The sequence below is a fragment of the Streptomyces sp. NBC_00224 genome, from assembly GCF_041435195.1.
Lineage (GTDB): Bacteria > Actinomycetota > Actinomycetes > Streptomycetales > Streptomycetaceae > Streptomyces.
In genome coordinates this window covers 4257216-4282453 of record NZ_CP108106.1, presented here as the reverse complement: position 1 = coordinate 4282453, position 25238 = coordinate 4257216, and the positions used below count along the sequence as shown (strand labels likewise).

Here is a 25238-nt window from a genome sequence, read left to right as displayed (position 1 = left end):
CTGCGGGCCGTCTGTGGCTGGTCGCGCAGTTCCCCGCGCCCCTAAAGGGGCTGGAGTTGCCTAAGGGGCGCGGGGAGCTGCGCGCTCAGCCCCCACCCACCCGCAGACGAACACCGGGCCCGCCTCACGCGCACCCGCACGACCCGTGGCGGTCGCCGTGTACCCCGGTCAGGGACCTGGCGTGGGGTGCGGGGGCCGCGGGGGCCGTGCCCTCGTGCACCACCCGGCCTCCTACCAGCGTCATCCGCACCCCCACCCCCGACACCTCGGAGATCCGCACCCGCGTCACGTCGCGGTCCAGCACCACCAGGTCCGCCGCCATGCCGGGCAGCAGGCGGCCGCTCACCCGGTCCATGCGCAGCTGGTGTGCCGTCCCCGCCGTGTGCATGCGCAGGGATGACGCGAGGGTCAGGCCCTCCAGCTCCGGGTACAGGGCGCCCTCTCCCGCCTCCGAGCCCTCCCGGTCGACCGCCGTGCGGATCTGGTTCCAGGTCTGGAGCGGGTCCACCGGCCAGTCGGAGCCGCCCGACAGAGCCGCCCCGTGGCGCTCCAGGCTGCGCGCGGGGTACATCAGCCGGTGCCGTTCGGGACCGATGTACGGCAGCAGCGCCTCCATCGTCCAGATGTCCCGCATCGCCCACTGGAGCTGCATGCACGCGACCACCCCGAGCGGTGCGAACCGGCGGTAGTCGGTGGGGTGGACGAGCTGGAGGTGGGCCACGGTGTGCCGGTTGCCGCGGCGGCCGTTCGCCCGTACCGCCGTCTCGTACCCGTCGAGCGCCGTCCGTACCGCCCGGTCCCCGATCGCGTGTGCGTGCAGCTGCCAGTCCGCCCGGTCGAAGGCCGTCGCCAGGCGGCCGTAGTCGGCGGCGGAGACGTACAGGTCGCCTCGGTGGGCTGTCGGTCGACCCTCCGCGTCCAGGTACGGGGCCAGCAGCGCCGCCGTCTGCGAGGGGTATTCGATCACTCCGTCCAGGAACACCTTCGCCGTGCCGAACCGCAGCCCGGGCACCTGCCCGTACCGCGCCCGCAGGTCCCGTACGTAACGCAGCGCCCCCGCCGGGTCCTTCGCCAGGTCCGGGCCGATCAGGAGCGCGGGCACGATCCGCTGCGGCAGCCGGCCGGCGGCGGCGAGCGCGGCGTACGTGTCGAGCTGGTGCGTGCCCACCGACGCGTCCATGAACGTGGTGATGCCCGACGCCGCCGCCTGCGCGAGCGCCTTGGCGCAGGCGGCGAGGAGCTGCGCCTGGGTGGGCGGCGGGATCACCCTCGTCAGGAGGTCCTGGGCGGTGTCTTTGAGGAGGCCGCCCGGCGTGCCGTCCGGGTCGTGCACGATCTGGCCGCCGGACGGGTCGGGGGTCGCGGCGGTGATCCCGGCGAGGTCGAGCGCGCGCTGGTTGGCCCACGCGTTGTGCCCGTCGTTGCCGATGAGCGCGATGGGGCGGCGGGTCGGGAGCGCGTCGAGCATGCGGTGGTGCGGGACGGTCCCGGCGGGGAGCAGCCCGACCGGGTTCCAGTCCTCGACCACCAGCCAGCCGTCGGGCTCGTGGGTGGAGTCGGAGGAGAGGAAACCCCGGAGTTTCTCCTGGAGTTGAGCGACCGTCAGCGTCGCTCCCTCCAGCGTCGGGTGCAGGGAGCGCTCGCCCGCGCCCAGCGGGTGGGCGTGGCCGTCGTGGATGCCGCTCATGACCGTCGCCCCGCGTGCGTCCACCACCTCGGTGTCCCGCCCGACGAACCGCCGCAGTACCGCGTCGCTGCCGGTCGCGAGTATCTTTCCGTCCCGCCCGACCGCGACGGCCTCCTCGACGCGGGCGTGCGCCTCGCCGGTGAGGACCCGCGCGTGGTGCACCACCAGCGCGGCCGAGCGCCGCTTGGAGGAAGCGGAGGAGGCGGAGGAAGCGGCGGTCGCGGCGGACGCCGTGCCTGGCGCCGCCAGGGACACGGCCGCCGCCGCGCCCAGGCCGGTCGCGAGGAGCCGGCGTCGGGAGGGTGCAGAGCTGGGGTTCACAGTGGCTCCTGGGGTGTCGAGTGTGGCTCGTCCGCCACCGCACCCTTCGCGATTAATCCCTTAACCACCAGCGCCCGGCCGCAGCCGATCTGCCCCGCGAACTCCCGCTCCGGCGACGGATTCCGTACGCTGAGCCCGTGCCCCGAGTGACCCTCACCGATGTGGCCCGCGCCGCCGAGGTGTCCGTGGCGACCGTCTCCAACGCCCTGAACGGCACCGGCCGCATGGCCGAGTCGACCCGTGCCCGCGTGCGGGCGACCGCCGCCGCGCTCGGCTATGGCGAGCCCCCGCCCCGTACCCTCGCCCTCGCCGTCACCACGTACGGCACGCTCTCCTGGGACTTCGCCGGCATCCCGTTCTACGCCCGGGCGATCAGCGCCGCCACGGCCGCCGCCCACCGGCGCGGATACGCCCTGATCGCCCTCCCGGCCGCGCCCGCCGAGACGCTGTGGCGGACCGTGCCGGTCGCCGGGGTGGTGCTCCTGGACAGCCCGGCCGACGACCCCGTCGTCCGCATCCTGCGCTCCCGGGGCCTGCCGCTGGTCTTCGACGGCCGCCCGGCCCGGCTCGGCGTGCGCGAGGCGTGGGTGGACAACGACCACCGGGCCACCACGCACGAGGTCCTGGACCACCTCGCGGCGCGCGGCGCACGGCGGATCGCCCTGGTCGCGGGCCCGGGCGAGGAGCACTACACGCGCAGCTGCCGGGCGGCGTACGAGCAGTGGTGCGCGGCGCGCGGCAGCGAGCCCAGGGTCGTGCCGCTGGACTTCGCCGACCGCGACGGGCGCACCCTGGACGCCCTGCTCGCCGGGCCCGGCCGGCCGGACGCGGTGCACGGCCTCTACGACCCGTGCGGCCACCGCGTCCTGGCCTCGGCGGCGCGCTGCGGGCTGCGGGTGCCGGACGACCTGCTCGTGGTGTGCGCCAGCGAGGACCCGGCGTACGAGACGACCGCCCCGCCCGTCTCCACGGTGACGCTTGCCCCGCACCGCACGGCCAGGGCCGCGGTCGGCGCCCTGGTGGACCTCGTCGAGGGCGGGTCCGGCGGGGCGGGGCAGACGATTCCGGCGCGGCTCACACCGAGGGCGTCCTCGCTGCGGGCCGTCGGCTGATCCGTGGTACCCACTCGCTGTCGTCCCAGAACCGCAGCTGCCGTGCCTTGGTGGGGTGCGCCGTGCGGGGGCCGTCCGGCTCGCCCAGGATCAGGGCGCTGGGGCGGTCGGGGGAGAAGACCGGCCACGGCGGGGCGCCGGGGGCGGTCGGGGTGCCGGTGTGCGCGAACGACGCCACCAGGTCCATGAAGGTGGCGCTGACTTCGGCCTCGGCGGGGCCGTCGCCGCACGCGCCGGCGTTCTCGGCGATCCCGTAGGTGCCGAAGAGGAACGGGGAGGTGTGCTCGTGCGGGGTGCCGAACCACGGCGGGCGGGCCGGGTGCGCGAACTCCATGAGGTACCCGGGCGCCGTGCCCGTACGGGCGTGCCGCTCGGCCAGGCGGACGTTCAGATACCGGAAGAGGCTGTCGCTCCACACGTCGGTCCACAAGGAGACCGGGTCCAGCGGCAGCCCGTCGGCCATGGCCGCCGCCCGGTACGCGTCCACGCACCCGTCCACCAGCGAGTCCGGCACCCGCGCCGCGCCCTTGAGCAGCACCCCGCGCACCGCGTCCGGCAGCGAGGCGTCGTCGGTGGGCGCCGGGGTGGGGATCGGGGAGCCGGGGCCGGTGTAGAAGGAGCCTTCGGTACGGGTGTGGATGGACAGGATCGGCAGTGCGGGGGTGCCCAGTTCGTGGTCGAAGCCGCGCATCCAGCGACCGTCGACCACCGGGCCCCGGTACTCGCGTCCGCTGCCCACGGTCCGCCCGCCCGGGGCGCCGCCGAAGACCGCGCTCCAGGCGTCCCGGACCGCCCCGGCGGGCGCGGCGCGCAGCCCCCGTACGGTCGTGCCGAGCCGGGCCGCCACCTCCTCGTACGCCCGGCGCGCGTCCGGGACGGTCAGGGAGGTGGCGGGCTGCCAGACGTGGCAGGCGCTGATCGGGACGATCCTGCGCACCAGGCCGCGCAGTTCGGGACGGAGAGCGAGCTGCCAGGCGGAGGCGCCGCCCGCCGAGGTGCCGCTGAGGGTGATGTTGTGCGGGTCGCCGCCGAACGCGGCGGCGTTGTCGCGTACCCAGCGCAGCAGCGCGGCCTGGTCCTGGAGGCCCCAGTTGGCGCAGTCGCCGGTCGTCTCGTCGGTCAGCTCCTCGTGGTAGCCGAAACCGAAGGGCCCCAGACGGTAGTTGAAGGTGATCACGACGAGGTCGCCGCGGACCGCGAGGCGGGTTCCGTCGTACGTCGGCAGGCTGCCCGCGCCGACCTGCCAGCCGCCGCCGTGGATGTAGACGAGGACCGGGCGCCGCCCGTGCAGGGCGGGCGTCCAGATGTTGGCGTAGAGGCCGTCCTCGCTGCTGGCGGGGTCGATGGTCTGGAGGAACGCCGGGGCGAACCGGGTGGCGTCGCGCACCTCCCGCCAGGGCCGCGGCGGGCGCGGCGAGGCGAACCGGAGCTCGCCCAGCGGGGGTTGGGCGTAGGGCACGCCCCGGAAGGCCAGCGCGCCGCCGGTGCGCGCCCCGGCCACCGGCCCGGCGGTGGTGCGGGCCACCGCCGGGCCGGAGGGCTTGGCGGCGGGCGCCGGGCGGGCGGCGGCGGCCGGTGCCGCGTACGCCACGGCCGCGGCCGCCGAGGCCGCGAGCACCGCCCGGCGCCCCATCGCGGGTGAGGGCATCTCAGCCCGCCTCGGGCACGAAGCGGATGCCGTAGCCGCGGATCCACGCGTCCAGGTCGATCAGCCGCTCCATGACCGCGCGCCCGCTGTAGGGCCCGCCGATCGAGTACGAGCCCACGGGGCGATCGAGCAGGCTCCGTAGCCCCTTCGGGTCGACGAGGTCGAGGACGGGGGAGTCGCCCGAGGCCAGGGCCGTGATCCGGTCGCGCAGGGAGATCTCGTACTGGACGTCCTGGGTGGACGGGTACGGGCTCTTCTTGCGCTCCACGATCGAGCGCGGCAGCACGTCCTGGGTGGCGGCGCGCAGCAGGCTCTTCTCGCGGCCGTCGAACGTCTTCATCGCCCAGGGGGTGTTGAAGACGTACTCGACGAGGCGGTGGTCGCAGAACGGGACGCGGACCTCCAGGCCCACCGCCATGCTGATCCGGTCCTTGCGGTCGAGCAGGAAGTTGACGAAGCGTGTGAGGTGCAGATGGCTGATCTCGCGCATCCGCGCTTCCTGCGCGCTCTCGCCGGGCAGGGCGGGAACGTCGCTGAGAGCCTCCTTGTAGCGCTGGTCGATGTAGGCGCCGAGGTCGAGCCGGTCCCACAGGCCCGTGGTGCGCAGGGCGTCCTGGCCGCCGGCCCGCCGGTAGGGCAGGTGCCAGGGGAAGGTGGCGGAGGAGACGGCCTCCGGGTCGTGGAAGTGGCTGTAGCCGCCGAAGAGTTCGTCGGCCGACTCACCGGACAGGGCGACCGTGGAGCGGGCCCGTACCGCCTGGAAGAGCAGGTACAGCGAGTACTCCATGTCACCGGTGACCGTGGGCAGGTCCAGCGCGCGCAGCACCGCGCCGCGCACCTCGGGCGTGAGCAGCTGCGCGTTGTCGAGGACGATGTCCTCGTGGTCCGTGCCGATGTGGGCGACGGCCTCCTTCACGAACGGCGCGTCCGGCGCCTCCCACACCGCGTTGGACTCGAACCGCTCGGCGTGGCCGGTGAAGTCGACGGAGAAGGTACGGATACGTCCGCTGCCCTCCTCGGCGAGCGCCCGGGCGGCGAGCGCGGTGACCGCGCTGGAGTCGAGGCCGCCGGAGAGCAGCGAGCACAAAGGCACGTCGGAGACGAGCTGGCGGCGCACGGTGTCGTCGAGGATCTCGCGGACCGTGCCGACCGTGGTGTCCAGGTCGTCGGTGTGCGGGCGCGACTCCAGCTGCCAGTACCGCGTCTTGCGCAGCCCGCGCCGCGAGAGGCGGACCATGCTGCCGGGCCGCACCTCGTACATCCCCCGGAACACGGCGTGTTCGGGCGTCATCGTCAGGCCGAACACCTCACGCAGGCCCTCGGCGTCGACGACCGGCTCGGCCAGCGGATGGGCGAGGATCGCCTTGGGCTCGGAGCCGAAGAGCACCCCGTCGTCGGTGGGGTAGTACAGGAGCGGTTTGACGCCCATCCGGTCGCGCACCAGGAGCAGTTCCTCGGTACGGGTGTCCCACAGGGCGAACGCGAACATGCCGTTGAGCCGCTCGACGAAGGAGTCACCCCACTCCAGATACGCGTGGAGCACCACCTCGGTGTCGCTGGAGGTACGGAACCGGTGGCCCCGCGCGCTCAACTCCGCCCGCAACTCCTGGTAGTTGTAGACCTCGCCGCTGTAGGTGACGACCGCCTCGGGGGCGACGCCGAACCCGGCGCTCATCGGCTGCTTGCCGCCCTCGATGTCGATGACGGCGAGGCGCCGGTGGCCGAGCGCGACGTGCCGGCCGGTCCACACCCCGCCCGCGTCGGGTCCGCGGCAGACCATGGTGGCGGTCATGGCCCGGGCGCTGTCCTCGTGCCGCGTGACGTCGTGGCCGTAACCGACCCAGCCCGCTATACCGCACATGTCTCAGACCCCCCTCTCGTCAGGCGTAGGTGTAGTACCGGCGGTGGTCGACGACCTCGGCGACGGTCTTCGTGTGCCACGGGAACAGCGGGGTGCTCGGATCGGCGACCTCGGGGGTCGGCTCCTGCGGCAGGTAGTGCGGCACGTCCGGGTGGAGCGTCTGCCAGTCGGCCCAGATCTTGTCGATGAAGCAGTGGTGCAGGAAGAAGACCGGGTCGTTGGGGGAGGAGATGTACATCATGTGGCCGCCCACCCACTGGTGCCCGGCGCCGTGCAGCTTCCCCGCCGGGGGCTCCCAGGCGAAGTTGGTGTAGCCCTCCAGGTGGTTGCGGAAGCTGTTGTACGGCGGCTGGCCGCCGGAGGTGTAGTTCCACGGCGGGCAGTCGTAGACCGGCAGGTCCATGGTCTGCTGAAGCTGCTCGGGCGAGGGCAGCGAGGGCATCTTCTGGGCGATGCGGCGGATCAGGAACTTGCGGTCGTCCACGGTGTAGTGGCCGTTGAGCGCGGGATTCTCGTCGCCCTCGGGCTGCACGTTGACCTTGAGCAGCCAGCCGTTGGGGTAGGCGAACGGGCCGGTCATCACCATGCCGTCGGAGGGCCGCCCGTCGCCGCCCATGAAGTCGTCGGCCCACAGGGGCGAGTGGGGCGACTGGTCCTTGGTCCAGTCCCAGTACGGCAGGGTCACCGTCGGGTCGACCCGGCGCAGCTCCTTCTCGAACTCCATCAGGTACTGCCGGTGCCAGGGGAAGAACCCCGGGTTGATGTGGCCGACCCGCTTGCCGGTGTCCTTGTCGAGGTAGTCCTGGGAGTTGACGTCGACGTGGAGCTTGACGAACCGGTCGTAGATCCCGCGCCGCTTGATCTCCACGACGGCCTTGATGAACCGCCGCCGCTCGCTGCGCGACATGTCCAGGTGGTTCCTGCGGACGTGCGTCATGGTCCTGTTCCTCAATCTCGCGGGATCACATGGAGTGGTGGGAGCCGTCGCCGAGCGGTACGAGGTTGGCGCCGTGCAGTTCGTCGACGGCGGCGCGGGCGGCGTGCAGCGGCGTCTTGGCGACCTCGTAGTGGCACAGGGCGCTCAGATAGGCGCCCTCACCGAGTTTCATCAGGTGCAGCGGCTTGCCGTCTATGGAGACGGCGTGGTCCGCGCCGTTCCGGGTGACCTGAATGGTGCGGCCCTTGTAGGTCTCGGTGTGGTCGTCGCTGCGGGCGGCGGCGGTGACGGGCTTGTCGCTGTCGGCGCGGGTGCCGTAGACGGCGACCCCGGCGGCCCCGGCGAGCCCGGTGGCAACGGTGGCGGCGACAGCGCCCCGCTTGATCACATCGCGACGGTTGAGCATGGGGGGACCTTTCTGTGGGTGGGGGCGCGACACCCGAGGGTGTCGCGCCCTGGACACTGCGGTACGGGGCGCCCTACAGGGGCGCGGGGAACTGCGCGACCAGCCCAGGCGGACCCGCAGCCGAACGACGACGCAGCACCCGGCTACTTCTCCAGGCAGAACTCATCGATCGGATAGCCCACGTGCCGGTCCTCGCTGGGCAGGAACCCGAGCACCTTGTCGCCCGGCTTGAGCTCGGTGCTGTTGAGGACGGTGCCGCCCGGGCCGAGGACGCGCACATGCCAGTCGTCCTGCAGAATCAGATTCACCTGCTGCCCATTCGGCGCCACCGCGTCGATCGAGATCAGCGGCCGGGACTCGATCTTGACCCGCCCGACCGTCACGATCCGGGTCTGGCCCTTGATGTCGACGGCGAGGACCTTGCTGCCCGCCTTGAGCTCGCTGAGGTAGTTGGTCCGCTCGTCCTTGGAGAGGGTGTACGAGTGGATCGCGCCCGCGTTGACCCGGAACGGGCGGGTCGGCATGTAGGGCAGCGGGTGCGTCTCGCTGACGCACAGGATCATGCCCTTGGAGTGCGAGCCGACCAGGATGCCCTCGTCCTCGCGGAAGTAGGTGCAGGTGTCGACGCAGGCGCGCTCGCCCATGCCGATGTGCTCGGTCTGCCGCACCTCCAGCTCGACCAGGTTGAGGTTGGGCACGTCGGCGGTGGCGGCGGCCTTGAGGTGGGCCGCGTCACCGACGGCCTTGGGCGCCATCATCACGCCGTCCGAGCCGTGCTCCAGGACGCCGAAGATGATCTCGGCCTCCTCCACGTCCTGGGCGACGGTGATCATGCTGCCGGTGGCCCGGGCGGCCGCCGCGATCACGATCTCCAGCGGGATCTTGGTGGGGTCGCGGAAGAGCAGCACGCTCCACTTCTCGGTGCGCGCGGACTCGCAGGCGTCCTCCAGGGTGGGCGCGTCGATGATCTCCACGAAGCGTCCGAACTCGATCTCCGGGTGCTTGATGGCCAGTTCGGCCGGGGTGATGCCGTGGGCCGCCGGGTCCACGATGACCACCGACGCGTCCCCGAACCCGTCCGGGAGCGGCTTGCCCTGCGGGAAGAGGACCTTGGTGACGGTCGGCGGCAGGTCGGCCAGGTCGGCGGGGTCGTCGGCGACGATGCCTTCGAGCCGGTAGTGCAGGGCCTCCTGGAGGATGGCCTCCTTGGCCTCGCCGAGCGAACGGGCGTCGAGCCAGCTGAGCTTCATGGGGAGAACTCCTCTTAAGAGACGGTGGTCAGCGGTACGGCGAGAGCCTCGGGAGCCGCGCTGTGCGCGGGCAGGTCGTGCGGTACGGGGTGGATCAGCCGGGCGACCTTGGCGGCCATGGCCCCGGGGTCCGGCGCGAGGAAGACGTTGCGGCCCATCGCCACGCCGCTGGCGCCGCCGCGCAGCGCCTCGTCGACGTAGGCGAGGACCCGGGTCTCGTCGGGCTCCCGGGGGCCGCCGACGACGATGAGCGGGACCGGGGACGCGGAGGTGATGTCGCGCATCTCGGCGATGGACTCGGCGCAGACGGTCTTGACGATGTCGGCGCCCAGATCGGCGGCGAGCGAGGCCGCGTGGGCGATCAGCGCCGGGTCGCGCGGGTTGGTGATCTTCGGGCCGCGCGGGTACATCATGGCGAGCAGCGGCACGTTCCACCGGTCGCAGGCGTCCGCCACGGCGGCCATGTCCGCGACCTGCTGCCGCTCCTGCGTGGAGCCGAGGTTGACGTGCACGCTGACCGCGTCCGCGCCGAGCCGCAGGCACTCCTCGACGCTGGCGACCAGGTACTTGTCGTTGGGGTCGGGGGCGTGCACGGTGCTGGCGCTCAGATGCACGATCAGCGAGGTGCGGGCGAACCGGGCGGAGTCGACGTACCGCAGACTGCCCTTGTGCAGGACCACCGCGTCCACGCCGTTGTCCGCCAGCTGCCCGACCAGGTGGTCGAGACGGTTGCCGCCGGTCAGCGGGCCGTCGGTGACCGAATGGTCCAGCGGGACGACCAGCAGCCGGTCGCCGCCGTGGCGATGGATCCGCCGCAGCCGCAGCTGCCGTGCGAAGGAATGGTGCAACATCATCGGAACCTCCTCTGTCGGATCAGGCGGGCACGGGCGCGGTGAACCCCGTCCCGGCGTTGAGTGCGGCGAGACCGAACTCGTCGTGCAGGACCCGGGCGGCCCGGACCGCGTCGTCGTCCGGGACGGTCACCGAGATCCGCATCTGCGAAGTGGAGACGGAACTGGGCGCGATCGCCTCGGACTTGAGGCAGCGCAGCAGTCGGGCGGTGCTGTCCGGGCGGCTGAGCAGTCCCGTACCGACCAGGGAGAGCTTGGTGATCCCCTCGTCGGACTCCATGGGCCGGCCCGGCGGGCCGGGGCGCCGGGCCAGGAAGTCCCGCAGCGGCTGTACGTCGTCGGTGTGCAGGGTGATGCCGATGTTCACGCCCGTGCTCTCGTCGGAGAGCGCCGCCATGTCGACGGAGAGGGACTCACGGGCGAGGAAGGCGAAGACGTCGGTCGCCGCGTCCGCGTCGCCCGCGCCGAAGCGCAGGGTCACCCGGGCCACGTCCGTGTCGAGGACCACTCCGGTGACGGTCGTCGGTGATTCGAGCATGTCGGCTTTCGTCTCCTCCCTGGCGGCGATCACGGTCCCGGGGCCGGGCCGTGCCGAGTGCTTGACGTGGATGTCGACCTTGCGCAGCGCGGCCAGCTCCACGGCCCGGGCGTGCATGACCCTGGCGCCGGCGAACGACATCTCGGCCATCACGTCGACATCCACGACCGGCAGGACCGAGGCGGCGGGCAGCATCCGGGGGTCGGCGGTGAACACGCCGTCGACGTCGGTGTAGATCTCGCAGTGGGCGGCGCCGAGTTCGGCGGCCACGGCCACCGCCGTGGTGTCCGACCCGCCGCGCCCCAGGGTGATCACGTCGCGCCGCGCGGTCAGCCCCTGGAACCCGGCGACCACCGCGACCGCGCCCTGGGCGAGCACCTCGCCGATGGCCTCGGTGTCCACGGCGACGATCACGCCCCGGCCGTGTGCGCCGGTCGCCAGGATGCCGGTCTGGGCGCCGACCAGGGACACCGCCCGCACCCCGGTGCGGTGCAGGGCCATGGCGAGCAGCGCGGCGGACGCGCTCTCGCCGGTCGCGAGCAGCTGGTCGGTCTCCCGGCCCGCCGGGGGCGCCCCGACGGACTCCGTCAGCCGGAGCAGCCGGTCGGTGGTGTTCCCCCGGGCCGAGACCACGACGACCACGTCGCGGCCGGTGCGGCGGGCGGCCGCGACCCGCTGCGCCACGGCCCGGACCTGCTTGAGCGTGGCGAGCGAGCTCCCGCCGTACTTGTGCACCACGGGCCCGCGCCGGTCGGGGCGTTCGGCGTGCGAGGGGTCACCTCCGCCGTTCGAGAGAGCCATGAAGCAGTCCTTTCCTGCGGCTTCGGCGAGGCCGTTTCCCGGATCCCCGTGCCTTTCCCGTCCGGCCCCACCGGCGGTGACGCTCCCCGAGATGCGTATCGGCCAGGTTTCACGCGGATATCGCGGAGGGGCGCGCGGCGATACCGGATGCGAAATGCCCCGTGCCGAGGGCACGGGGCATCGCGGAAATCGCTGGTGGGGACTGCGCCCACCGGATTTCGTCAGAGTTTCAACGTTGCCTGGAGGCGGAGATTGGCCTGCTGCAAACTGGTCAGCCGGGTGCGCATGGCCAGGGTGTGGTCGGTCCAGGACGTCTTCACGGCCCGGTGTGCGGGCTGGCGGATCAGCGAGGCGACCGGGGCCGCGCCCGGCTGCGCGGGGGCCGGCCTGCTGGGCGTCTCCAGCGACGGGTCCTCGGCCAGGATGGCCTGCTCCAGGGTGCGCAGCGATTCACCTGGGTCGATGCCCAGCTCCGCCGAGAGGAGCGTACGGGTCTCGCGGAACTGCCGCAGCGCGTCCGCCTGCCGCCCCGAGCGGTACAGGGCGAGCATCAGCTGGCCGCACATCTGCTCGCGGTACGGGTTCTCGGCGACCTGCCGGTACAGCTCCCCGACCACCTTGCGGTGCCGCCCCATCTGGAGCTCCAGGTCGACGCACTCCTCCAGTACGGAGAGCTGCTCCTCGCGCAGCATCGTGGCGGCCTGGCGCAGCACCCTGCTCTCCAGGCCCGCTGCCACCGGGCCCTTCCACTGCGCCAGGGCCGAGCGGAACAGGTCCACCGCCTGCTCGGGCTGCTTGTCGCGGGCCGCCCGGCGCCCGAGGGCGGCCAGGTGCTCGAAGCGGGCCAGGTCGAGCGCGGTGCTGGGCAGCCGGATGCGGTACCCGGCGGGGTGCGTCTCGATGAGGTCCCCCACGCCCGCGCCGACGAACTGGCGGCGGATCGCGGACACACAGATCCGCACCTGCCCCTTGGCGGAGGCGGGCGGGGTGTCCTCCCAGATGGCCTCCAGGAGCCGTTCGACGGGTACGACGTGTTCGGCTTCCAGTAAGAGCGTGGCGAGCAGCGCCTGCTGCCTGAATCCTCCCAGGCGGACCTTACGGCCCGCGCATTCCACTTCAAGTGGGCCGAGTATCCGGAAAGTGAATGCTTGGTTTCCCGCTGACTGCATTGGCTGAGCCCTCCCCAAGTCGGCGTTCTAGCAAGACTTTTCGGCCTCTGGCAGCCCTTTTTCAGCCGCCAGACGCGATTCCGGCCCGGCCGATGCGGCGGCCGGGCGGAACGTTTTCAGCAAGGATTTCAGATGGCCCGTGGAGTACGCGTCGAGCAGCCCGTCGAGCAGCCCGTCTAGCGTGCCGGGGCGGCGGCGGGTGCGGCCGTCGCGGGGGCGGCCGCCGGGCGGTTGATCCGTAGGGAGAGGGCGAGGACGCCCAGCGCCACCACCCCTACGGTCAGCGCGGCGTAGCCGACGCCGGAGGCGCCGTCGGCGGAGTATCCGGCGGCTCCGGCCACGCCGCCGGTGCTGATGCCGATGTAGATCGTGCTCTGGTGCAGGCCGAGCAGGAGCGGCGCGGACTGCGGAGCGGTCGCCACCAGGCGCATCTGCTGCGGCACGTTGATCATCCAGTGGCACACGCCCCACGCGATCGCCATCGCGATGCCGGCGGCCAGTGACTTGGAGAGCAGCGGGGTGAGCGTGGCGGCGGTGACAAGGAGCGGGGCGGCGACCGTGATGGTCCGCACCGGCCCGATCCGGTCGGTGAGGCGCCCGGTGAGCAGGTTGCCCGACACCGCCCCGATGCCGAAGCAGAGCAGGATCAGCGAGGTGCGGCCCGCGTCGCCGCCGGTCGCCTCGTCCATCACCTCGTCGATGTAGTTGTAGACGGTCCAACTGGTGCTCAGGCAGAGCCAGGTGGCGATCAGCGTGACCAGTACGCGCGGCTGTCCCAGCGGCGCGAGCCGCGCCCGCAGGGTCGTCGCCGCCTGCCCCTTGAGCTGCGGGACGGTCGCCGCGATACCCGCGGTCGCCACCGCGGTCAGCCCCACCACCAGCCACAGGGCCGCGCGCCAGCCCGCCTGGTCGCCCAGCCAGGCGCCCAGCGGCAGGCCCAGCACGATGGCCGCGGTCAGCCCGCCCACCACCAGCGCCGCGGCCCGTCCGGCCCGCTCGGCCGGCACCATCGCCCTTGCTACGGCAAGGGAGTTGGCGGTGTACATGGAGGCCCCGGCACCGGCCACCACCCGCCCGATCATGGCCCAGGAGTAGTCCCCGGCCACGGCGGTGAGGGCGTTGCCGACCGCGAAGACGCCCAGGGCGCCGAGCAGCAGCTGGCGGGGCGGCCGGTGCCCGGTGGCCGCCGCGAGCAGCGGTCCGCCGATGGCGTACGCGAGCGCGAAGGCGGTGATCAGCCAGCCCGCGGTGGTGCGGGAGACGCCGAAGTCGTCGGCCATGGGGTCGAGGATGGGCGCGATGATGAACGTGTCGACGCCCATCGCGAAGTTTCCCAGGGCGAGGACGAGTAGTCGCAGACGCACGGTGACTCCTTGCGGGGTGTGCGGGGAAGGGTCGGGGACGGTTCGGTCGGGGACGGTCTGTCGGGATGCGGTCACCCGTCGGGCAGGAGCTTGATCCCGGCGCCGAGGCCCAGGCCGAGCCGCTCGATGAGCTCCATGCACAGCAGCGCCATCTGCTCCAGGACGTGCGCGTTGCGCAGATCGCCCGCGTCGAGGCCGCGCAGCCCCGCCCGGTCGATGAGCTCGATGACCGGGATCTTGGCGCTGTAGTCGTCGCCCGCCACGAACACGTCGAGATGGGCGCCGTCGACCCGCCCGGCGAAGAGCGTGGCCGCGCAGGCGGTGTTGAACGCCTTGACGACGGAGGACTGCGGGGCGGCCCGGGCGATCAGCTCGGTCATGCTGGGGCCCGTCCGGCCGAGCGCCGCGCCCCCGGCCTCCTCCACCGGGTTGGTGGTGTCGATGAGGATCTTCCCGGCGAGCGCCGAGCGGTGGTGGACGACGAAGGCGAGGGTCTCCTCGGTGCCCAGGGCGAGCGTGATGAGCTCGGCCTCCAGGACGCTGTCGACGTCGTGGGCCTCGACGCTGCCCCGGGTGCCCGCGCCCGCGGCGGCCGCCGCCCGTACCGCGAGTTCCGGGGAGCGGTCCGCGAGCCGTACGGTCTCGCCCGCGAGCGCGAACTGCCGTGCGGCGGCCCGGCCCATGGGCCCCGCGCCGATCACCCCGACACTCACGCCGACACCCCGCTCGGGAGTACCGCGGGGGCGATGTTGTGGTTGACGCGGAACATGTTCCCGGGGTCGTACCGCGCCTTGAGCGCGGCGAGGCGTGCGTACGCGTCCGGGGTGAAGGCGGCGCGCACCTGCTCCTCCCCGGCCGAGGAGTCGAGGAAGTTGAGGTACTTGCCGCCGGTCGCCCAGGGCGTCAGCCGGTCGAGCAGCAGGTCGTCCGGCCCCTGACCGGCCGGGCGCGGCCCGGGGGCGACGGTGAGCAGGCAGTAGCGCGCGTCCCGGTTGCCCACCGCGTTCTCGTGCCGCACAGGATGGCGCAGCGCCCCGCCGAGGTGGCGCAGCTCCACAAGGCCGAGCGAGCAGCCGGAGCCCGGCCCGGCCAGCGCGAGCAGCCGCCCGGCCGCCGCCCGGTCCAGCTCGCCGAGCATCATGGTGCGTTCGTGGTACGTGTACGGCTCGGTCGGATCGCCGTGGATCGAGGCGACCTCCGCGTACGGCATCTCCCGTACGGTGTCGAGCACCCGCTCCCCCAACTCCCGCAGTGGCATCACGAGTTGAGCCCCCTCTGTCGCCGCGCCGGTGAACGCGATCCGCACCTGGGTGACGAAGCGGCCGCGGATCTCGGCGGGCAGCGCCGGGTCGTCGGGGAAGCGGACCAGGGCCAGCGAGGAGCTCATCTCCCGCGGCACCAGCGCCGTCCACTCCAGCCAGGCGCGCAGCACGGCCGGGGCCATCGCCCCGTCGAAGGTGAGCGCCCCGCCGTACACCCGGCGCACCGGCATCAGGCCGATCTCCATCGAGGTGACGATCCCGAAGTTGCCCTTGCCGCCGCACAGCCCCCAGAACAGCTCCGGCTCGCGCTCCTCGTCGACCTGGCGCAGGACGCCGTCGGCGGTCACCACGTCGAGGCCGCGGATGTGGTCGGCCGCGTACCCGAAGGTGCGGGCCAGCACCGCGAGGCCGCCGCCGAGCGCGTACGAGACGGCGCCTACCAGCGGGGAGGAGCCGTTGAGCGGGGCGAGGCCGTAGGCCGCGCCCTCGTGGATCACCTGCTCCCAGAGCACCCCGGCGGCCATGCGCGCGGTGGACCGGTCCGGCGCGATCCGCAGCCCGGTCATCCGGCGGGTGGAGACGAGCACCGCGCCGTCGGCGGCCCGGGCCGCCCCGTGGCCGGTCGCCTGGACCGCGACCGGCAGCCCGTGCCCGGCGGCGAACCGGACCGCCGCCGCCACGTCCGCCGCCCCGGTCGCGCCCACCACCAGTGCGGGGCGGTGTTCCAGAAGCGTGTTGAAGCCCGCGCCCTCCTCGGCGTAACCGTCCTGCCCGGGAAGGAGAACGGGCCCCCGCACGGCGGCGGCGAGCCCGGCGACCTGGTCGGCGTGGAAGTGCGGGGGGTGCTGGACGGCGGATCGCACGGTGGGTGCCTCCTCATTCGGCGCGGGGTGGGGGGCGGGGTCGGCGTGGCGTCATCCATCGTGGGTCGCGCGGCGCCCCGGGCGACATCCCGAGATCAAGGTGTTGGCACGGCGTGGACCCCCTCAACTGAGGGGGGTGTGCGCGGGCGTTGGGTGAGGGACGATGGCGGGGTGGAGGCACACCCGAAGACAGCCCGCAGCCGACGAACGCCGTCCCCGGCGCAGCGCCAAGGAGTACCGGCCCCGTGACCGTGCCCAGGAACGCGAGCACCACCCACGCCATCGACACGCTCCTGACGGCCATCGGCGCGGCCCCCGACGCCCTCGCCCTGTTCGCCACCGCCTCCGAGCAGCTGCGCCGGCTCATCGCGTACGACGCCTCGGTGTGGCGGGCCACCGACCCGGTGACGGGCATGATGACCTCGCCGATCCGGGTGGAGAACCTCACCGAGGAGGGCTGCTCGGTCTACTGGGAGTCCGAGCTGCTCTCGGAGAACATCAACCTGTTCCGCGATCTGGCCCGCGCCCCGCTGCCGGTGGCCGGACTGCGCGAGGCCACCGGCGGGCTGCCCGGCCGCAGCGCGCTGTACCGCGACTTCCTGGCGCCGCGCGGCCTCGACGACGAACTGCGCGCCGTGCTGCGCGTGGGCGGCCACCCGTGGGGCCAGGTCAGCCTGTTCCGCGCGCAGGGGGCACCGGCGTTCGGCGCGGACGACACGCTGGTGGTGAAGGAGCTGTCGGCGGCGATGGCCAGACGCCTCCGCTCCTTCACGGAGCCGTCCGCTTCGGCCGGTCCGACCCCGAGCCACGGCCCCGGCCCCGGTCTGCTGCTCTTCGACGCGTCGGGCCGTCTCCTTTCGGTCAACGACGAGGCCCGCGAACTCCTGGACGACATCGTCCCCGGCCCCACGACGCCGACCCCGCTGGGGGTGTCCGTCCCGGCCTGGATGCACAGTACGGCGAGCAAGGCCCGGGCCATCGCGGCCGGTTGGGACAAGGGGGTCGCCCGGGTGCGGGTGCGCAGCAAGGGCGGCCGCTGGCTGGCCTGCCACGCCTCCTGCCTGCGCGGCGCGGACGGCGAGCTGGGCGCGTCGGCGGTGGTGATCGAGCGCGCGTCGATCTCGGAGGTCGCCCCGCTGATGGTGAAGGCGTACGAACTGACCGACCGCGAACTGGAGATAACGCAGCACATCGCCCGCGGTCTGGGCACCGCGGAGATGGCCGGGAAACTGTTCCTCTCACCGCACACCGTCCGGGACCATGTGAAGGCGATCTTCGAGAAGGTCCGGGTGTCCAGCCGCGGCGAACTGGTGGCGAAGCTGTTCACCGAGCACTACGCGCCGCTGGGGGAGGAGTCGGGGCAGCGGGTGTGGGGGTGAGGACCCCGTTGGGCCCACCGACCGGTGTGAAATGCCGGATGAACATGACTCCCCCCTTCCGCCTCCACACAATGCGCACATATCTTGGGCGGGAACGCTGATGCCGACGCGTCCGGGGTCCGGGGGAGGCTTGTTGTGGCGAAGAGGACGACGGCTGCGGCGGCACACTGGGAGCCGGGTGACGAGGGGGACGACTCGGGCGCCCTGAAGATCCTCGAACTGCTCGCCGCACAAGCGTCGTTGGACGACATCGACGAGGTACTGCTGCGCGCGCACGACCGGGGCGCGACGGCGGACGAACTGGCGGTGATCCACCGGGCGGGCCGCCTGGGCCGTACGGTGCACGGGTTCCTGGACCGCCGCCGCAGACGCGAGGCGGACCTGGCGGCCCTCCTGGACACGGCCCGCGAACTGGCCTCGTCGTGCGACGTGGACGGCCTGGTGAAGACCGTGGCCCACCGCACCCGGGCGCTGCTGCAGGTGGACATGGCGTTCGTGGCGTTACTGACGACGGGCACGGGCGACTCGGTGATACGGGCCTCGGCAGGAGCCACGACCTCCCTGCACATAGGCCTGCAACTGCCGGGCGAGCACGGCGTGGGCGCGGTGGTGCGGGCGACGGGCGCCCCGTTCTGGACGTCGGACTACCAGTCCGAGACCCGTATGGACCACGACCCGGCCCTGGACGCGGCGATCGCCCGCGAGGGGATCCGCTCGGTACTGGCCCTGCCGCTGCACCACGCGAGCGGCACGGTCGGCGTGCTGTACGCGGCCCACCGCGACGTACGCCACTTCGAGCCCGACGAGGCCGCGCTCCTCGGCTCCCTGGCGGACCTGGCGGCGGCCGCGATCGACAAGGCCCAGTGGCTGGAGCTCTACAACGCCGAGGTGGCCAAGCTGGAGGAGCACAGCGCGCTGGCGATGGAGACGATCGAGACGGAGCGCTGGCTGGAGGCGGTACGCGACCACATCATCGGCTTCGCCCTCTCCGGCCAGGGCGTGGTGGGCCTGGCGGCGGAGGTGGGCGTACTCCTCGACGCGGAGATCCTGATCCGCGACCACCGAGGCCGAGCCCTGGCGGGCCGCGAGGACACCTGGCCCCCCCTCCCCCCACCGTCCCCTTCCCCCCGCACCCCCATGCTCCTGGACGCCGGCACCTGGCAGGCGGCGATCTGGGCCGGCACGACCTGGCTCGGCCACATCCTGGCCCGCCCCCGCACCACCCTCACCCCCGAGGGCGAACGAATGCTGGCCTATGCGGGGCAGGCGGTGGCGCTGGCTGTGGGGGTGGGGAGGGGGGCGGCGGGGGTCGGGGGGTTCGACAGCCATTGCGCGTGAGGGTGGTGATGGTCAGGGGTCTTGGAGGGCGCTGCGGGCGCGGGTGATTAGGCGGTGGGCTTCGGGGCCGTAGACGGCGGACTCGCGCAGCGTGTTCCAGACCCGGAGATAGGTGGCGATGCTGTCGGTGTCGTCGATCCACAGCTCCGCGTGCCAGTCCTCGACGATCACAAGCCGTTCGTCGTAGATCCAGAAGCTGTTGCCCGGATAGATCTTCAGCGAGGCGTCGAAGGGAACGATGCCGAGCTCCACGGTGTCCAGCCCGATGACGCCGGCCAGATGGTGGAGCTGCGCCGCGAGCACGGACGGCGGGCACACCAGGGAGCGAAGCGCCCCTTCCCAGACCATGATCCGGTACTTTCGGCCCGGCTGGTACAGCCCTTCCTGCCGCTGGATACGGGCGCGTACGGCGTCTTCCGTGTCCCGAGGCGACCGCATGAGGTCGGCATGCCGGACGAACACGTGCCGGGCGTAATCGGGAATCTGCAGCATGCCGGGGACGAGGCAGTTCTCCCAGATGGTGAGGACCCGTGACCGCTCGTGCTCGATCGTGACGGCGTCCTGTACGGACTTGTGCCCGGTCACCAGCTGCCGCCGCCACGACCGGATGTGGGACTCGAACCCCGCGAGCCTGGACCGCAGTTCCTCGAATGTCTCGGGACGGCCGGTTGCCTCCGCCCAATGCCGCAGGTCGTCGGGCGTGGCGGTCTGCTTGCCCAGTTCGAGCTTGGAGACCTTCGAGTTGGGCCAGTCGAGCTTGTGCGCCAGCGCCGTACCGGTGAGCCGACCGCCAGGAGCCGTGAGCCGAAGCTCTCGGAGCCGTACCCCGAGCGCCTCGCGTGCCTGCTGGTAGTCCGTGCTCACCGGTGCGCACCTGCTTCTACCGTTCCGCAGTCAGGTTCGCTGCGAACCGGTCGTAGGGAATGGCGTAGTGCTGCGCGACATCACGCAGCCGGTTGTACTGGTTGTTCGGCGTGGGCGAGAAGGAACAGCTGCCCCTCGGCCGGCGGGTTGTCGACGATGCGGACGCGCCCGACCGCCGCGCCGTCCCGGGTCTTGGCCCCGATGGTGCGGGCCCACGGCGACTCCATGTCCCAGGTCGGAGCCTCGCCCCGCGCGAACTGGGCGTACTCGTCGCAGGCTTGGTCGACCGCGTAGGCGCGGCGCATCTCCAGATGCCAGGCGCTGTGCTGGAAGTTCTCGAAGAGCCGGGCGAACGTGTCCGGGTCGAGGATGCGTGGTTCGGTGTCGCGCGCCTTCGGCCCGAAGTCGATCAGCGTGTTGCGCGGGACGACGATCGGGATCTCGTCGTCGTCGATGTGCTGAAGCTGGGCGATGGCGTCGGGGTCGGTGAGCCGGGGCCCGTGCACGATGATCTCGCCCGAGTCGAGGTCTTCGTGGATCGCGGGGCAGGAACCGCCGCCGCTGCCCGTGCCGTTGAAGCGCAGTCGTCGTGCCATGATCGTCTCCTTTGCCGGGAGTGATCTGTCCAGCATCGTGGGGGTCCGATCCCCTGCGATACCAGGCACGAGAACCTTCGCGAGAAAATCGGGGCTAATCAAGGGCTGTCGCGAGAAAACTTGCGAAAAGCCTCTCGCGCCCTCAACGCCGGCTCCCTAGCGTCCCGTTCATGAACGCACCTCCGGGCCCCCGGGGAACAGTCTCCGACTGGCTGGCCTCGGCTCACCCCACCCCCAAGGCGGCCCACCGCGAGTGGAGTGCCGGCGGGATCGCCCTGATCCCCACGGGCCGCGTCTTCGACGCGGTCCGTCTTTCCTCCGCGATCGTCCACAGGGCTGTGGGCTCAGCCGTACCGGAGCTGGTGCGCGCCCGGCTCGGGGAGACGATCGCCGGTGCGGTGATCCACGACGCGTACGAGCCGGGCCGCTGGTACTACGCGCTGGTGGAACCCGGCGCGTGCGGCCGGCACATGGCACCCGACGCGTGCCGCCTGGACGAGGGCACCTGGCTCGGCATCCCCGAGGCGCACCGCACGACCCGCCCCGGCGCCTACTGGAGCCGCCCGCCCCGACACCGCGAGGACTTCTGTCCCGAGGACGGCGTCACCCAGCTGATCCGCCTCGGCCGCGCGGGACTCACCCAGCCACGCGCCCTCCCCGAGCTGGACGGCATCGAGCAGGCCTGCCGCGCAATCTTCGACGACGAAACGCACGAGCAGCCCAGTGCGGAGGACGCCGCCGACTGGACCGCGCGGGCCCGGGACTTCCTGACGGCACTCCTGCCCGTGGCACAGGAGGCGGTCGCCCAACTCGCCCTCGACCACGGCACGCAGGCGCGGTTCGCGCACGGCATCACCGAGGCGTACCGGCAACTGGAGACCGACAGCTCGTCACTCAACCTCGCACGGCAGTACGCCCACGCACGACGGCTGGCCCGCTGCTGCCTCGACCAGGCGCGGCTGCTGCGCGAGCTCGACGCGTCGGCCGCTGAACTTCAATCTTTCTAAGACCGCCTGAGACCACTGCCCGCGCTGCGGCTCCTGCACGGCCCGGGGGCCACCGGCGAAGGCGGCCCCCCGAAAGGCCGATCAGCGGTTCGGCGGCTTGACCCATCCCTTCTTGACCAGCTGGTCGCAGTGCCACTTGCCGTACGCCCGGCTCTCGCCGTGCTGAGCCGTGGCTTTGATGCAGTCCGTGTAGGGGAACGGGGGCCCCAGAACAGGGGAGGCGGGGGCGGCCTGGGCAGTCGCAGCCGCCGCACCGAGCCCACCGGCAGCCACAGCCAGGGCCAGGGCCATGCTCATTCGACGCACAAAGTTCTCCTCTTCTCGCGCCGAAGCAGAACGCTCCGGAGATCCACGCCGTCCTGCCGCGGCTCAACCGCTCAACCGCCGAACAAGATCAGCCCTTACTCAACGAGCGAGGCCGTCAGCAGGCAACCGCCCATCCGCTTGGATTCTCCGGCCGTGGCCGTGGCCGAGCCGGCTTCGTGAGGTGGGATCGAATCCTTGCCGTGGGGTGGCCGACGCTGCCGCGCGGTGCGGTAGCCCCTGGTCAGAACCGCACGGCGAGCCACTTGCTCCGGCTCATGTCACCCTGCATCGGGTCGTCCGCTCACGCATCGCTCACGCGCCGCCGACTGCTGAGTAGCGCGTGGTCAGACCTGGCCGAGGTCGAGCTCCACCGGGAAGGGGGCCGCTGCCTTGAGGACGCCGGTGAACACGTCTCCGTCCCGGTAGGCGTTCGTCGCGGGGTCGAGAACATAGGTGTACACGAGAGGAACGCCTGTCGCGGCCTGCTCGATCCGCCAGTAGAAGCCGATGCCTGCCTTGGCGTACTGATCGACCTTCACGATTCGGTCGGTGGTCTCCGAGCCCGGCGACACCACCTCCGCGACCAGTAGCACGTGCTCAGGGCGGGTGGGAGTGATGTCGATCGTGTCCGCGCGGTACACGACGACGTCCGGGCGGCGATTGGTGAGCGGGACGTCCTGAAGCCGGACGTCAAAGTCCGTGTCGGCGTTCCACTCCGGGCCCGCGGCGGCATCCAGGGCGTTCGCCAGAATCCGGGCCAGTCGGTTGTGCCGCTTGGACGCACTCGGACTCACGACGACCATCCCGTCCACGATCTCGATGCCGGCGCACTGCTCCTCGGACCAGGACTCGTACTCCTCGGCGGTGATCTGCTCATGCATCCACGCCGGGGCTACCTCGGCCGTCATGAAGCACCTCCCGGACGCTGTGCTGCGGGCTCGATCCCGCTGGATTCAGCGTACTGTCTGCCGTCCGCCCGGCCACGGATCTCGCTCACGCCCGGTACCCGTCGGCCGGCATCCGACCAGTGAGCCCCCGACAGTCAGGAACCGGCGCGCTGGACTTGGGAGACGCTCGGGAGATCAACTCCCCGCCTGCTTACGCAAACGGCCCCGGACGAGGAGTCCGAGGCCGAGTAGGGCGCCTCCCTGGAGGGAGAAAACCCAGGTCAGCGGGATAACGCGTGGTGCCCCCGGCAGGATTCGAACCTGCGACACCCGCTTTAGGAGAGCGGTGCTCTATCCCCTGAGCTACGGAGGCGCGTCCGGGTCGCCCGTGGTGGGCAGCCCAGGACAGGGTAGCGGATGGTGCTGGGACGGCGGTGGCGGGCGGGCCGATGCGGGGGTGGACCGGTCCGCCCGCCGTCTGTGGGGCGGGGTGCGGGCGCCTCCCGGGAAGGGGGTCGGGAGGCGCCGCCCCGCCGGCGGGGAGGGAGGGCCCGTGCGTCAGCCGGCCCGCTCTCCCTTGGTCAGCTGGTCAGCGGTTCAGCGCCGGCTCTTCCCGGCGCGGGTGCGGCGTTGCCGTCGGCGCCGGGGCAGAGGGGCGCGGGCGGCGCAGCAGGACCGCGCTGACCACCGCCGCCAGCAGCATCACCGCCGCCGAGATGGTCAGGCACAGGTGGATGCCGTCGAGGAACGCCTGGCTGAACGCGTGCAGCATCCGGGGCGTGTCCGCGCCGAGGTCGATCGCGTGGACCGCGCCGAAGCCCCCGCTGTCGACCGCGCCGGTCACCTGGTGCTGCGCGTCCGCGCTCAGGTGCGCGTCCGACAGGTGGCCCGGCAGGGCGTCGCTGACCTTCGTGGTGAGCAGCGCGCTCATCAGGGCCGGGCCCAGCGCCGCCCCGACCTGGCGGAACGCGTTGCTGCCCGCCGCCGCCATACCCGCGAGCTGGTGCGGTACGGAGTTGATCGCCGTCGCCGTCATCGGGGCGAAGACCGCGCCGAAGCCGACGCCCAGGATGATCAGGCGCCAGGCCAGTGCCCCGAATGACGTATCCGCGTCTATGGAGGTGAGCGACAGCAGCGAACCCGTCGCCAGCAGCAGGCCCGTCGTGATCAGGATCCGCGCCGACACCCGGTGCATGATCTGGCCGAAGATCGGTCCCGCCACCATCGCGGTGAAGGTGAACATCAGCATCCGGTAGCCCGCGTCCAGCGTGCCCAGCTGCTGCACCTGGCCCAGGTACAGGCTGAGGACGAAGATGAAGCCGATCAGGCCGAGGAAGCTGATCATCGCGACCAGGGCCGTGGCGCTGAACGCGGGGGAGCGGAACAGCTTCAGGTCCAGCATGGGGCTCTCGCTGCGCAGCTCCGTGATGATGAAGGCCGCCAGGGATATCGCCGACAACGCCAGTGCCACCAGTACGCGGGTCTCGGTGAACGAGCCACCGCCACCCTCGATCACCGCGTACACCAGCGCCGTGATCGCGACCGCGGCCGTGATCTGGCCCGGCCAGTCGAGCCTGCGGGACCCGGCGGCGCGCGAGTCCGCCACGTACCGGGACGCCGCCGCCATGGCCAGCAGCGACGCCGGGATGGGCGCCAGGAAGATCCAGCGCCAGGCGGCGTTCTCCAGGATCAGGCCGGAGATCATCGGGCCGACGGCCAGCGCGCCCATCAGGGAAGCGGTCCACAGGCTGACGTACTTGGAGCGCTCGCGCGGGTTCGGCACCGCGTGGCTGATCAGTCCGAGGGTGGCGGGCAGCAGGGCGGCGGCCCCGATCCCCGCGAACGCCTGCCCGGTCCACAGGACTTCGACGCTGTCGAGGCCGTCGGCGCTCAGGGCTATCGCCGCGCCTATCGCGCAGAAGGCGAGTCCGGCCTGGAAGACCTTGCGGCGGCCGTGTACGTCACCGACGACTCCGGCGGTGAGGATCAGCGCCGCCATCGGCAGCACGAAGGCATCGGTGACCCAGGACAGGTCGGCGGTCGAGGCGCCGAGGCTGCGCTGGATCGTCGGCAGGCTCACCGAGACCGTGGTGACCGGCAGGTAGGCGACGAACACACCCACGCAGGCCATGACGATGGTGGCGGTGCGGCTGTCGCGACCGCCGCTCGCCGTGGTCGTGGCATTCACTGAAGTACTCCTTTACGTCCCCGGGGAGCCGTCCTCGTCGGAGCGGTCGGGGAGAGAAAACTGACGGCTGGTCGGGAGGGCGCGGGCGACGTCTGGGCGGCCGGAGCGCCGTGTCGGCCAGGGCCATGAGCCCAGAGGTCGGAGAGTCAGAGCCCATCAGAGCCCAGAGGCTCAGAGCCTCGTGCTGACCTCCGTCAGATGGCAGCGGCCGATCTTCGCCCCGACCACCGTGAAGTGCATCGCGATCGGATTCAGGCTCGTGTCGCAGCGGGCGAACCCGGTGACGACCGCGTCCTGGCCCAGGACCAGGAAGTCCCGGTCGGGCACGAGGACCTTGCCGAGCGTCGAGAAGAAGAGGGAGATGTCCGAACGGGTGGAGCCGGGGCCGAGCGCCCCCGCGTTCGCGGCGCCCGGTGCGAAGAAGTCGACCCGGTCCGCGAAGAGGTCCAGCAGGCCCGTGTGGTCCCCGGCGCGCTGCCGGGCGAAGAACGCCTCGACCACCGCCCGTGTGGTCGGAGACGTGAACGCGCGCGGCTGGGTGGGGTGTTGGGCCATCGGACGGTCCTCTCGACGCGTAGCCGCTCGGTCGGCGTTCCGGCTCTG

22 protein-coding genes and 1 tRNA gene are annotated in these 25238 nt (G+C 72.2%); 4 read left to right on the top strand and 19 right to left on the bottom strand.

All coding sequences use genetic code 11. The annotated features are described in order from the left end of the window. Window positions 1-124 precede the first annotated feature (124 nt). On the bottom strand, window positions 125-2008 hold the full coding sequence (locus OG965_RS18910; protein WP_371653263.1) for an amidohydrolase: 1884 nt from the start codon (window positions 2006-2008) through the stop codon (window positions 125-127). Window positions 2009-2145: 137 nt separating this feature from the next. Between OG965_RS18910 and OG965_RS18905 the strand changes: the two genes are divergently transcribed. Next, window positions 2146-3120, top strand: a complete 975-nt coding sequence (locus OG965_RS18905) for a LacI family DNA-binding transcriptional regulator (protein WP_371653262.1) — start codon at window positions 2146-2148, stop codon at window positions 3118-3120. Here OG965_RS18905 and OG965_RS18900 read toward each other — a convergent pair. The 11 genes from OG965_RS18900 to OG965_RS18850 form a co-directional block, all read right to left on the bottom strand. Beyond that, on the bottom strand, window positions 3083-4768 hold the full coding sequence (locus OG965_RS18900; protein ID WP_371653261.1) for a carboxylesterase/lipase family protein: 1686 nt from the start codon (window positions 4766-4768) through the stop codon (window positions 3083-3085). The genes OG965_RS18905 and OG965_RS18900 overlap by 38 nt on opposite strands. A 1-nt stretch (window position 4769) precedes the next feature. Beyond that, the gene (gene asnB, locus OG965_RS18895; protein ID WP_371653260.1) at window positions 4770-6629 is read right to left on the bottom strand and encodes an asparagine synthase (glutamine-hydrolyzing); all 1860 of its coding nucleotides are present in this window, start codon (window positions 6627-6629) and stop codon (window positions 4770-4772) included. Between the two features lie 19 nt (window positions 6630-6648). Continuing rightward, the gene (locus OG965_RS18890; protein ID WP_371653259.1) at window positions 6649-7566 is read right to left on the bottom strand and encodes a tyrosinase family protein; all 918 of its coding nucleotides are present in this window, start codon (window positions 7564-7566) and stop codon (window positions 6649-6651) included. Window positions 7567-7591: 25 nt separating this feature from the next. Further along, the gene (locus tag OG965_RS18885) at window positions 7592-7972 is read right to left on the bottom strand and encodes a tyrosinase family oxidase copper chaperone (RefSeq protein ID WP_371653258.1); all 381 of its coding nucleotides are present in this window, start codon (window positions 7970-7972) and stop codon (window positions 7592-7594) included. 143 nt (window positions 7973-8115) lie between these two features. Next, window positions 8116-9222, bottom strand: coding sequence for a 3-amino-4-hydroxybenzoic acid synthase (gene griH, locus OG965_RS18880; protein WP_371653257.1), 1107 nt, complete (start codon window positions 9220-9222; stop codon window positions 8116-8118). Between the two features lie 14 nt (window positions 9223-9236). Beyond that, entirely contained in the window at window positions 9237-10076 is an 840-nt protein-coding gene (locus tag OG965_RS18875; protein ID WP_371653256.1) for a 2-amino-3,7-dideoxy-D-threo-hept-6-ulosonate synthase, read from the bottom strand. A 19-nt stretch (window positions 10077-10095) separates the two neighbouring features. Beyond that, window positions 10096-11412, bottom strand: a complete 1317-nt coding sequence (locus tag OG965_RS18870; RefSeq protein WP_371653255.1) for an aspartate kinase — start codon at window positions 11410-11412, stop codon at window positions 10096-10098. A gap of 221 nt (window positions 11413-11633) precedes the next feature. Next, window positions 11634-12527 (bottom strand): BTAD domain-containing putative transcriptional regulator, encoded by an 894-nt coding sequence (locus OG965_RS18865; protein WP_371653254.1) that lies wholly within the window; start codon window positions 12525-12527, stop codon window positions 11634-11636. Window positions 12528-12757: 230 nt separating this feature from the next. Continuing rightward, entirely contained in the window at window positions 12758-13945 is a 1188-nt protein-coding gene (locus OG965_RS18860) for an MFS transporter (protein ID WP_371653253.1), read from the bottom strand. A 71-nt stretch (window positions 13946-14016) separates the two neighbouring features. Next, window positions 14017-14658: an NADPH-dependent F420 reductase gene (locus tag OG965_RS18855; RefSeq protein ID WP_371653252.1), complete on the bottom strand. Its 642-nt coding sequence runs from the start codon at window positions 14656-14658 to the stop codon at window positions 14017-14019. Further along, entirely contained in the window at window positions 14655-16070 is a 1416-nt protein-coding gene (locus tag OG965_RS18850; RefSeq protein WP_371653251.1) for an FAD-binding oxidoreductase, read from the bottom strand. The genes OG965_RS18855 and OG965_RS18850 overlap by 4 nt, the downstream gene beginning before the upstream one ends. Window positions 16071-16315: 245 nt before the next feature. Between OG965_RS18850 and OG965_RS18845 the strand changes: the two genes are divergently transcribed. Continuing rightward, window positions 16316-17449 (top strand): LuxR C-terminal-related transcriptional regulator, encoded by a 1134-nt coding sequence (locus tag OG965_RS18845; RefSeq protein ID WP_371653250.1) that lies wholly within the window; start codon window positions 16316-16318, stop codon window positions 17447-17449. A gap of 135 nt (window positions 17450-17584) precedes the next feature. Further along, the gene (locus OG965_RS18840) at window positions 17585-18787 is read left to right on the top strand and encodes a GAF domain-containing protein (protein WP_371653249.1); all 1203 of its coding nucleotides are present in this window, start codon (window positions 17585-17587) and stop codon (window positions 18785-18787) included. 12 nt (window positions 18788-18799) lie between these two features. On the opposite strand, the gene OG965_RS18835 is transcribed toward OG965_RS18840, so the two are convergent. Both OG965_RS18835 and OG965_RS18830 read right to left on the bottom strand, forming a co-directional pair. Further along, window positions 18800-19651 carry a helix-turn-helix domain-containing protein gene (locus tag OG965_RS18835; protein ID WP_371653248.1) on the bottom strand — a complete coding sequence of 284 codons (852 nt, stop codon included), beginning with the start codon at window positions 19649-19651 and terminating at the stop codon, window positions 18800-18802. Window positions 19652-19731: 80 nt separating this feature from the next. After that, the gene (locus tag OG965_RS18830; RefSeq protein ID WP_371653247.1) at window positions 19732-20247 is read right to left on the bottom strand and encodes a DUF6879 family protein; all 516 of its coding nucleotides are present in this window, start codon (window positions 20245-20247) and stop codon (window positions 19732-19734) included. A 170-nt stretch (window positions 20248-20417) separates the two neighbouring features. On the opposite strand from OG965_RS18830, the gene OG965_RS18825 reads away from it, so the two are divergent. Next, a complete protein-coding gene (locus OG965_RS18825) occupies window positions 20418-21254 on the top strand; it encodes a DUF6415 family natural product biosynthesis protein (protein ID WP_371653246.1) in 837 nt (278 codons plus the stop codon). Between the two features lie 81 nt (window positions 21255-21335). Here the strand turns inward: OG965_RS18825 and OG965_RS18820 are convergent, their stop codons facing one another. From OG965_RS18820 to OG965_RS18800, 5 genes are all read right to left on the bottom strand, one after another. Then, window positions 21336-21560, bottom strand: a complete 225-nt coding sequence (locus OG965_RS18820) for a hypothetical protein (protein WP_371653245.1) — start codon at window positions 21558-21560, stop codon at window positions 21336-21338. 344 nt (window positions 21561-21904) lie between these two features. After that, entirely contained in the window at window positions 21905-22468 is a 564-nt protein-coding gene (locus tag OG965_RS18815) for a Uma2 family endonuclease (RefSeq protein ID WP_371653244.1), read from the bottom strand. A gap of 276 nt (window positions 22469-22744) precedes the next feature. After that, window positions 22745-22820: transfer RNA gene (locus tag OG965_RS18810), tRNA-Arg, on the bottom strand. 216 nt (window positions 22821-23036) lie between these two features. After that, the gene (locus tag OG965_RS18805; RefSeq protein WP_371653243.1) at window positions 23037-24635 is read right to left on the bottom strand and encodes an MFS transporter; all 1599 of its coding nucleotides are present in this window, start codon (window positions 24633-24635) and stop codon (window positions 23037-23039) included. 171 nt (window positions 24636-24806) lie between these two features. Next, on the bottom strand, window positions 24807-25190 hold the full coding sequence (locus OG965_RS18800) for a nuclear transport factor 2 family protein (protein ID WP_371653242.1): 384 nt from the start codon (window positions 25188-25190) through the stop codon (window positions 24807-24809). Window positions 25191-25238: the final 48 nt, after the last annotated feature.

What these genes read in the sequence shown, in the direction of transcription:
- OG965_RS18875 (WP_371653256.1), bottom strand. Translation starts at nt 10,076, where the DNA reads ATGATGTTGCACCATTCCTTCGCACGGCAGCTGCGGCTGCGGCGGATC.
- OG965_RS18870 (WP_371653255.1), bottom strand. Translation starts at nt 11,412, where the DNA reads ATGGCTCTCTCGAACGGCGGAGGTGACCCCTCGCACGCCGAACGCCCC.
- OG965_RS18815 (WP_371653244.1), bottom strand. Translation starts at nt 22,468, where the DNA reads ATGACGGCCGAGGTAGCCCCGGCGTGGATGCATGAGCAGATCACCGCC.
- OG965_RS18885 (WP_371653258.1), bottom strand. Translation starts at nt 7,972, where the DNA reads ATGCTCAACCGTCGCGATGTGATCAAGCGGGGCGCTGTCGCCGCCACC.
- OG965_RS18800 (WP_371653242.1), bottom strand. Translation starts at nt 25,190, where the DNA reads ATGGCCCAACACCCCACCCAGCCGCGCGCGTTCACGTCTCCGACCACA.
- griH (WP_371653257.1), bottom strand. Translation starts at nt 9,222, where the DNA reads ATGAAGCTCAGCTGGCTCGACGCCCGTTCGCTCGGCGAGGCCAAGGAG.
- OG965_RS18825 (WP_371653246.1), top strand. Translation starts at nt 20,418, where the DNA reads ATGAACGCACCTCCGGGCCCCCGGGGAACAGTCTCCGACTGGCTGGCC.
- OG965_RS18890 (WP_371653259.1), bottom strand. Translation starts at nt 7,566, where the DNA reads ATGACGCACGTCCGCAGGAACCACCTGGACATGTCGCGCAGCGAGCGG.
- OG965_RS18830 (WP_371653247.1), bottom strand. Translation starts at nt 20,247, where the DNA reads ATGGCACGACGACTGCGCTTCAACGGCACGGGCAGCGGCGGCGGTTCC.
- asnB (WP_371653260.1), bottom strand. Translation starts at nt 6,629, where the DNA reads ATGTGCGGTATAGCGGGCTGGGTCGGTTACGGCCACGACGTCACGCGG.
- OG965_RS18900 (WP_371653261.1), bottom strand. Translation starts at nt 4,768, where the DNA reads ATGCCCTCACCCGCGATGGGGCGCCGGGCGGTGCTCGCGGCCTCGGCG.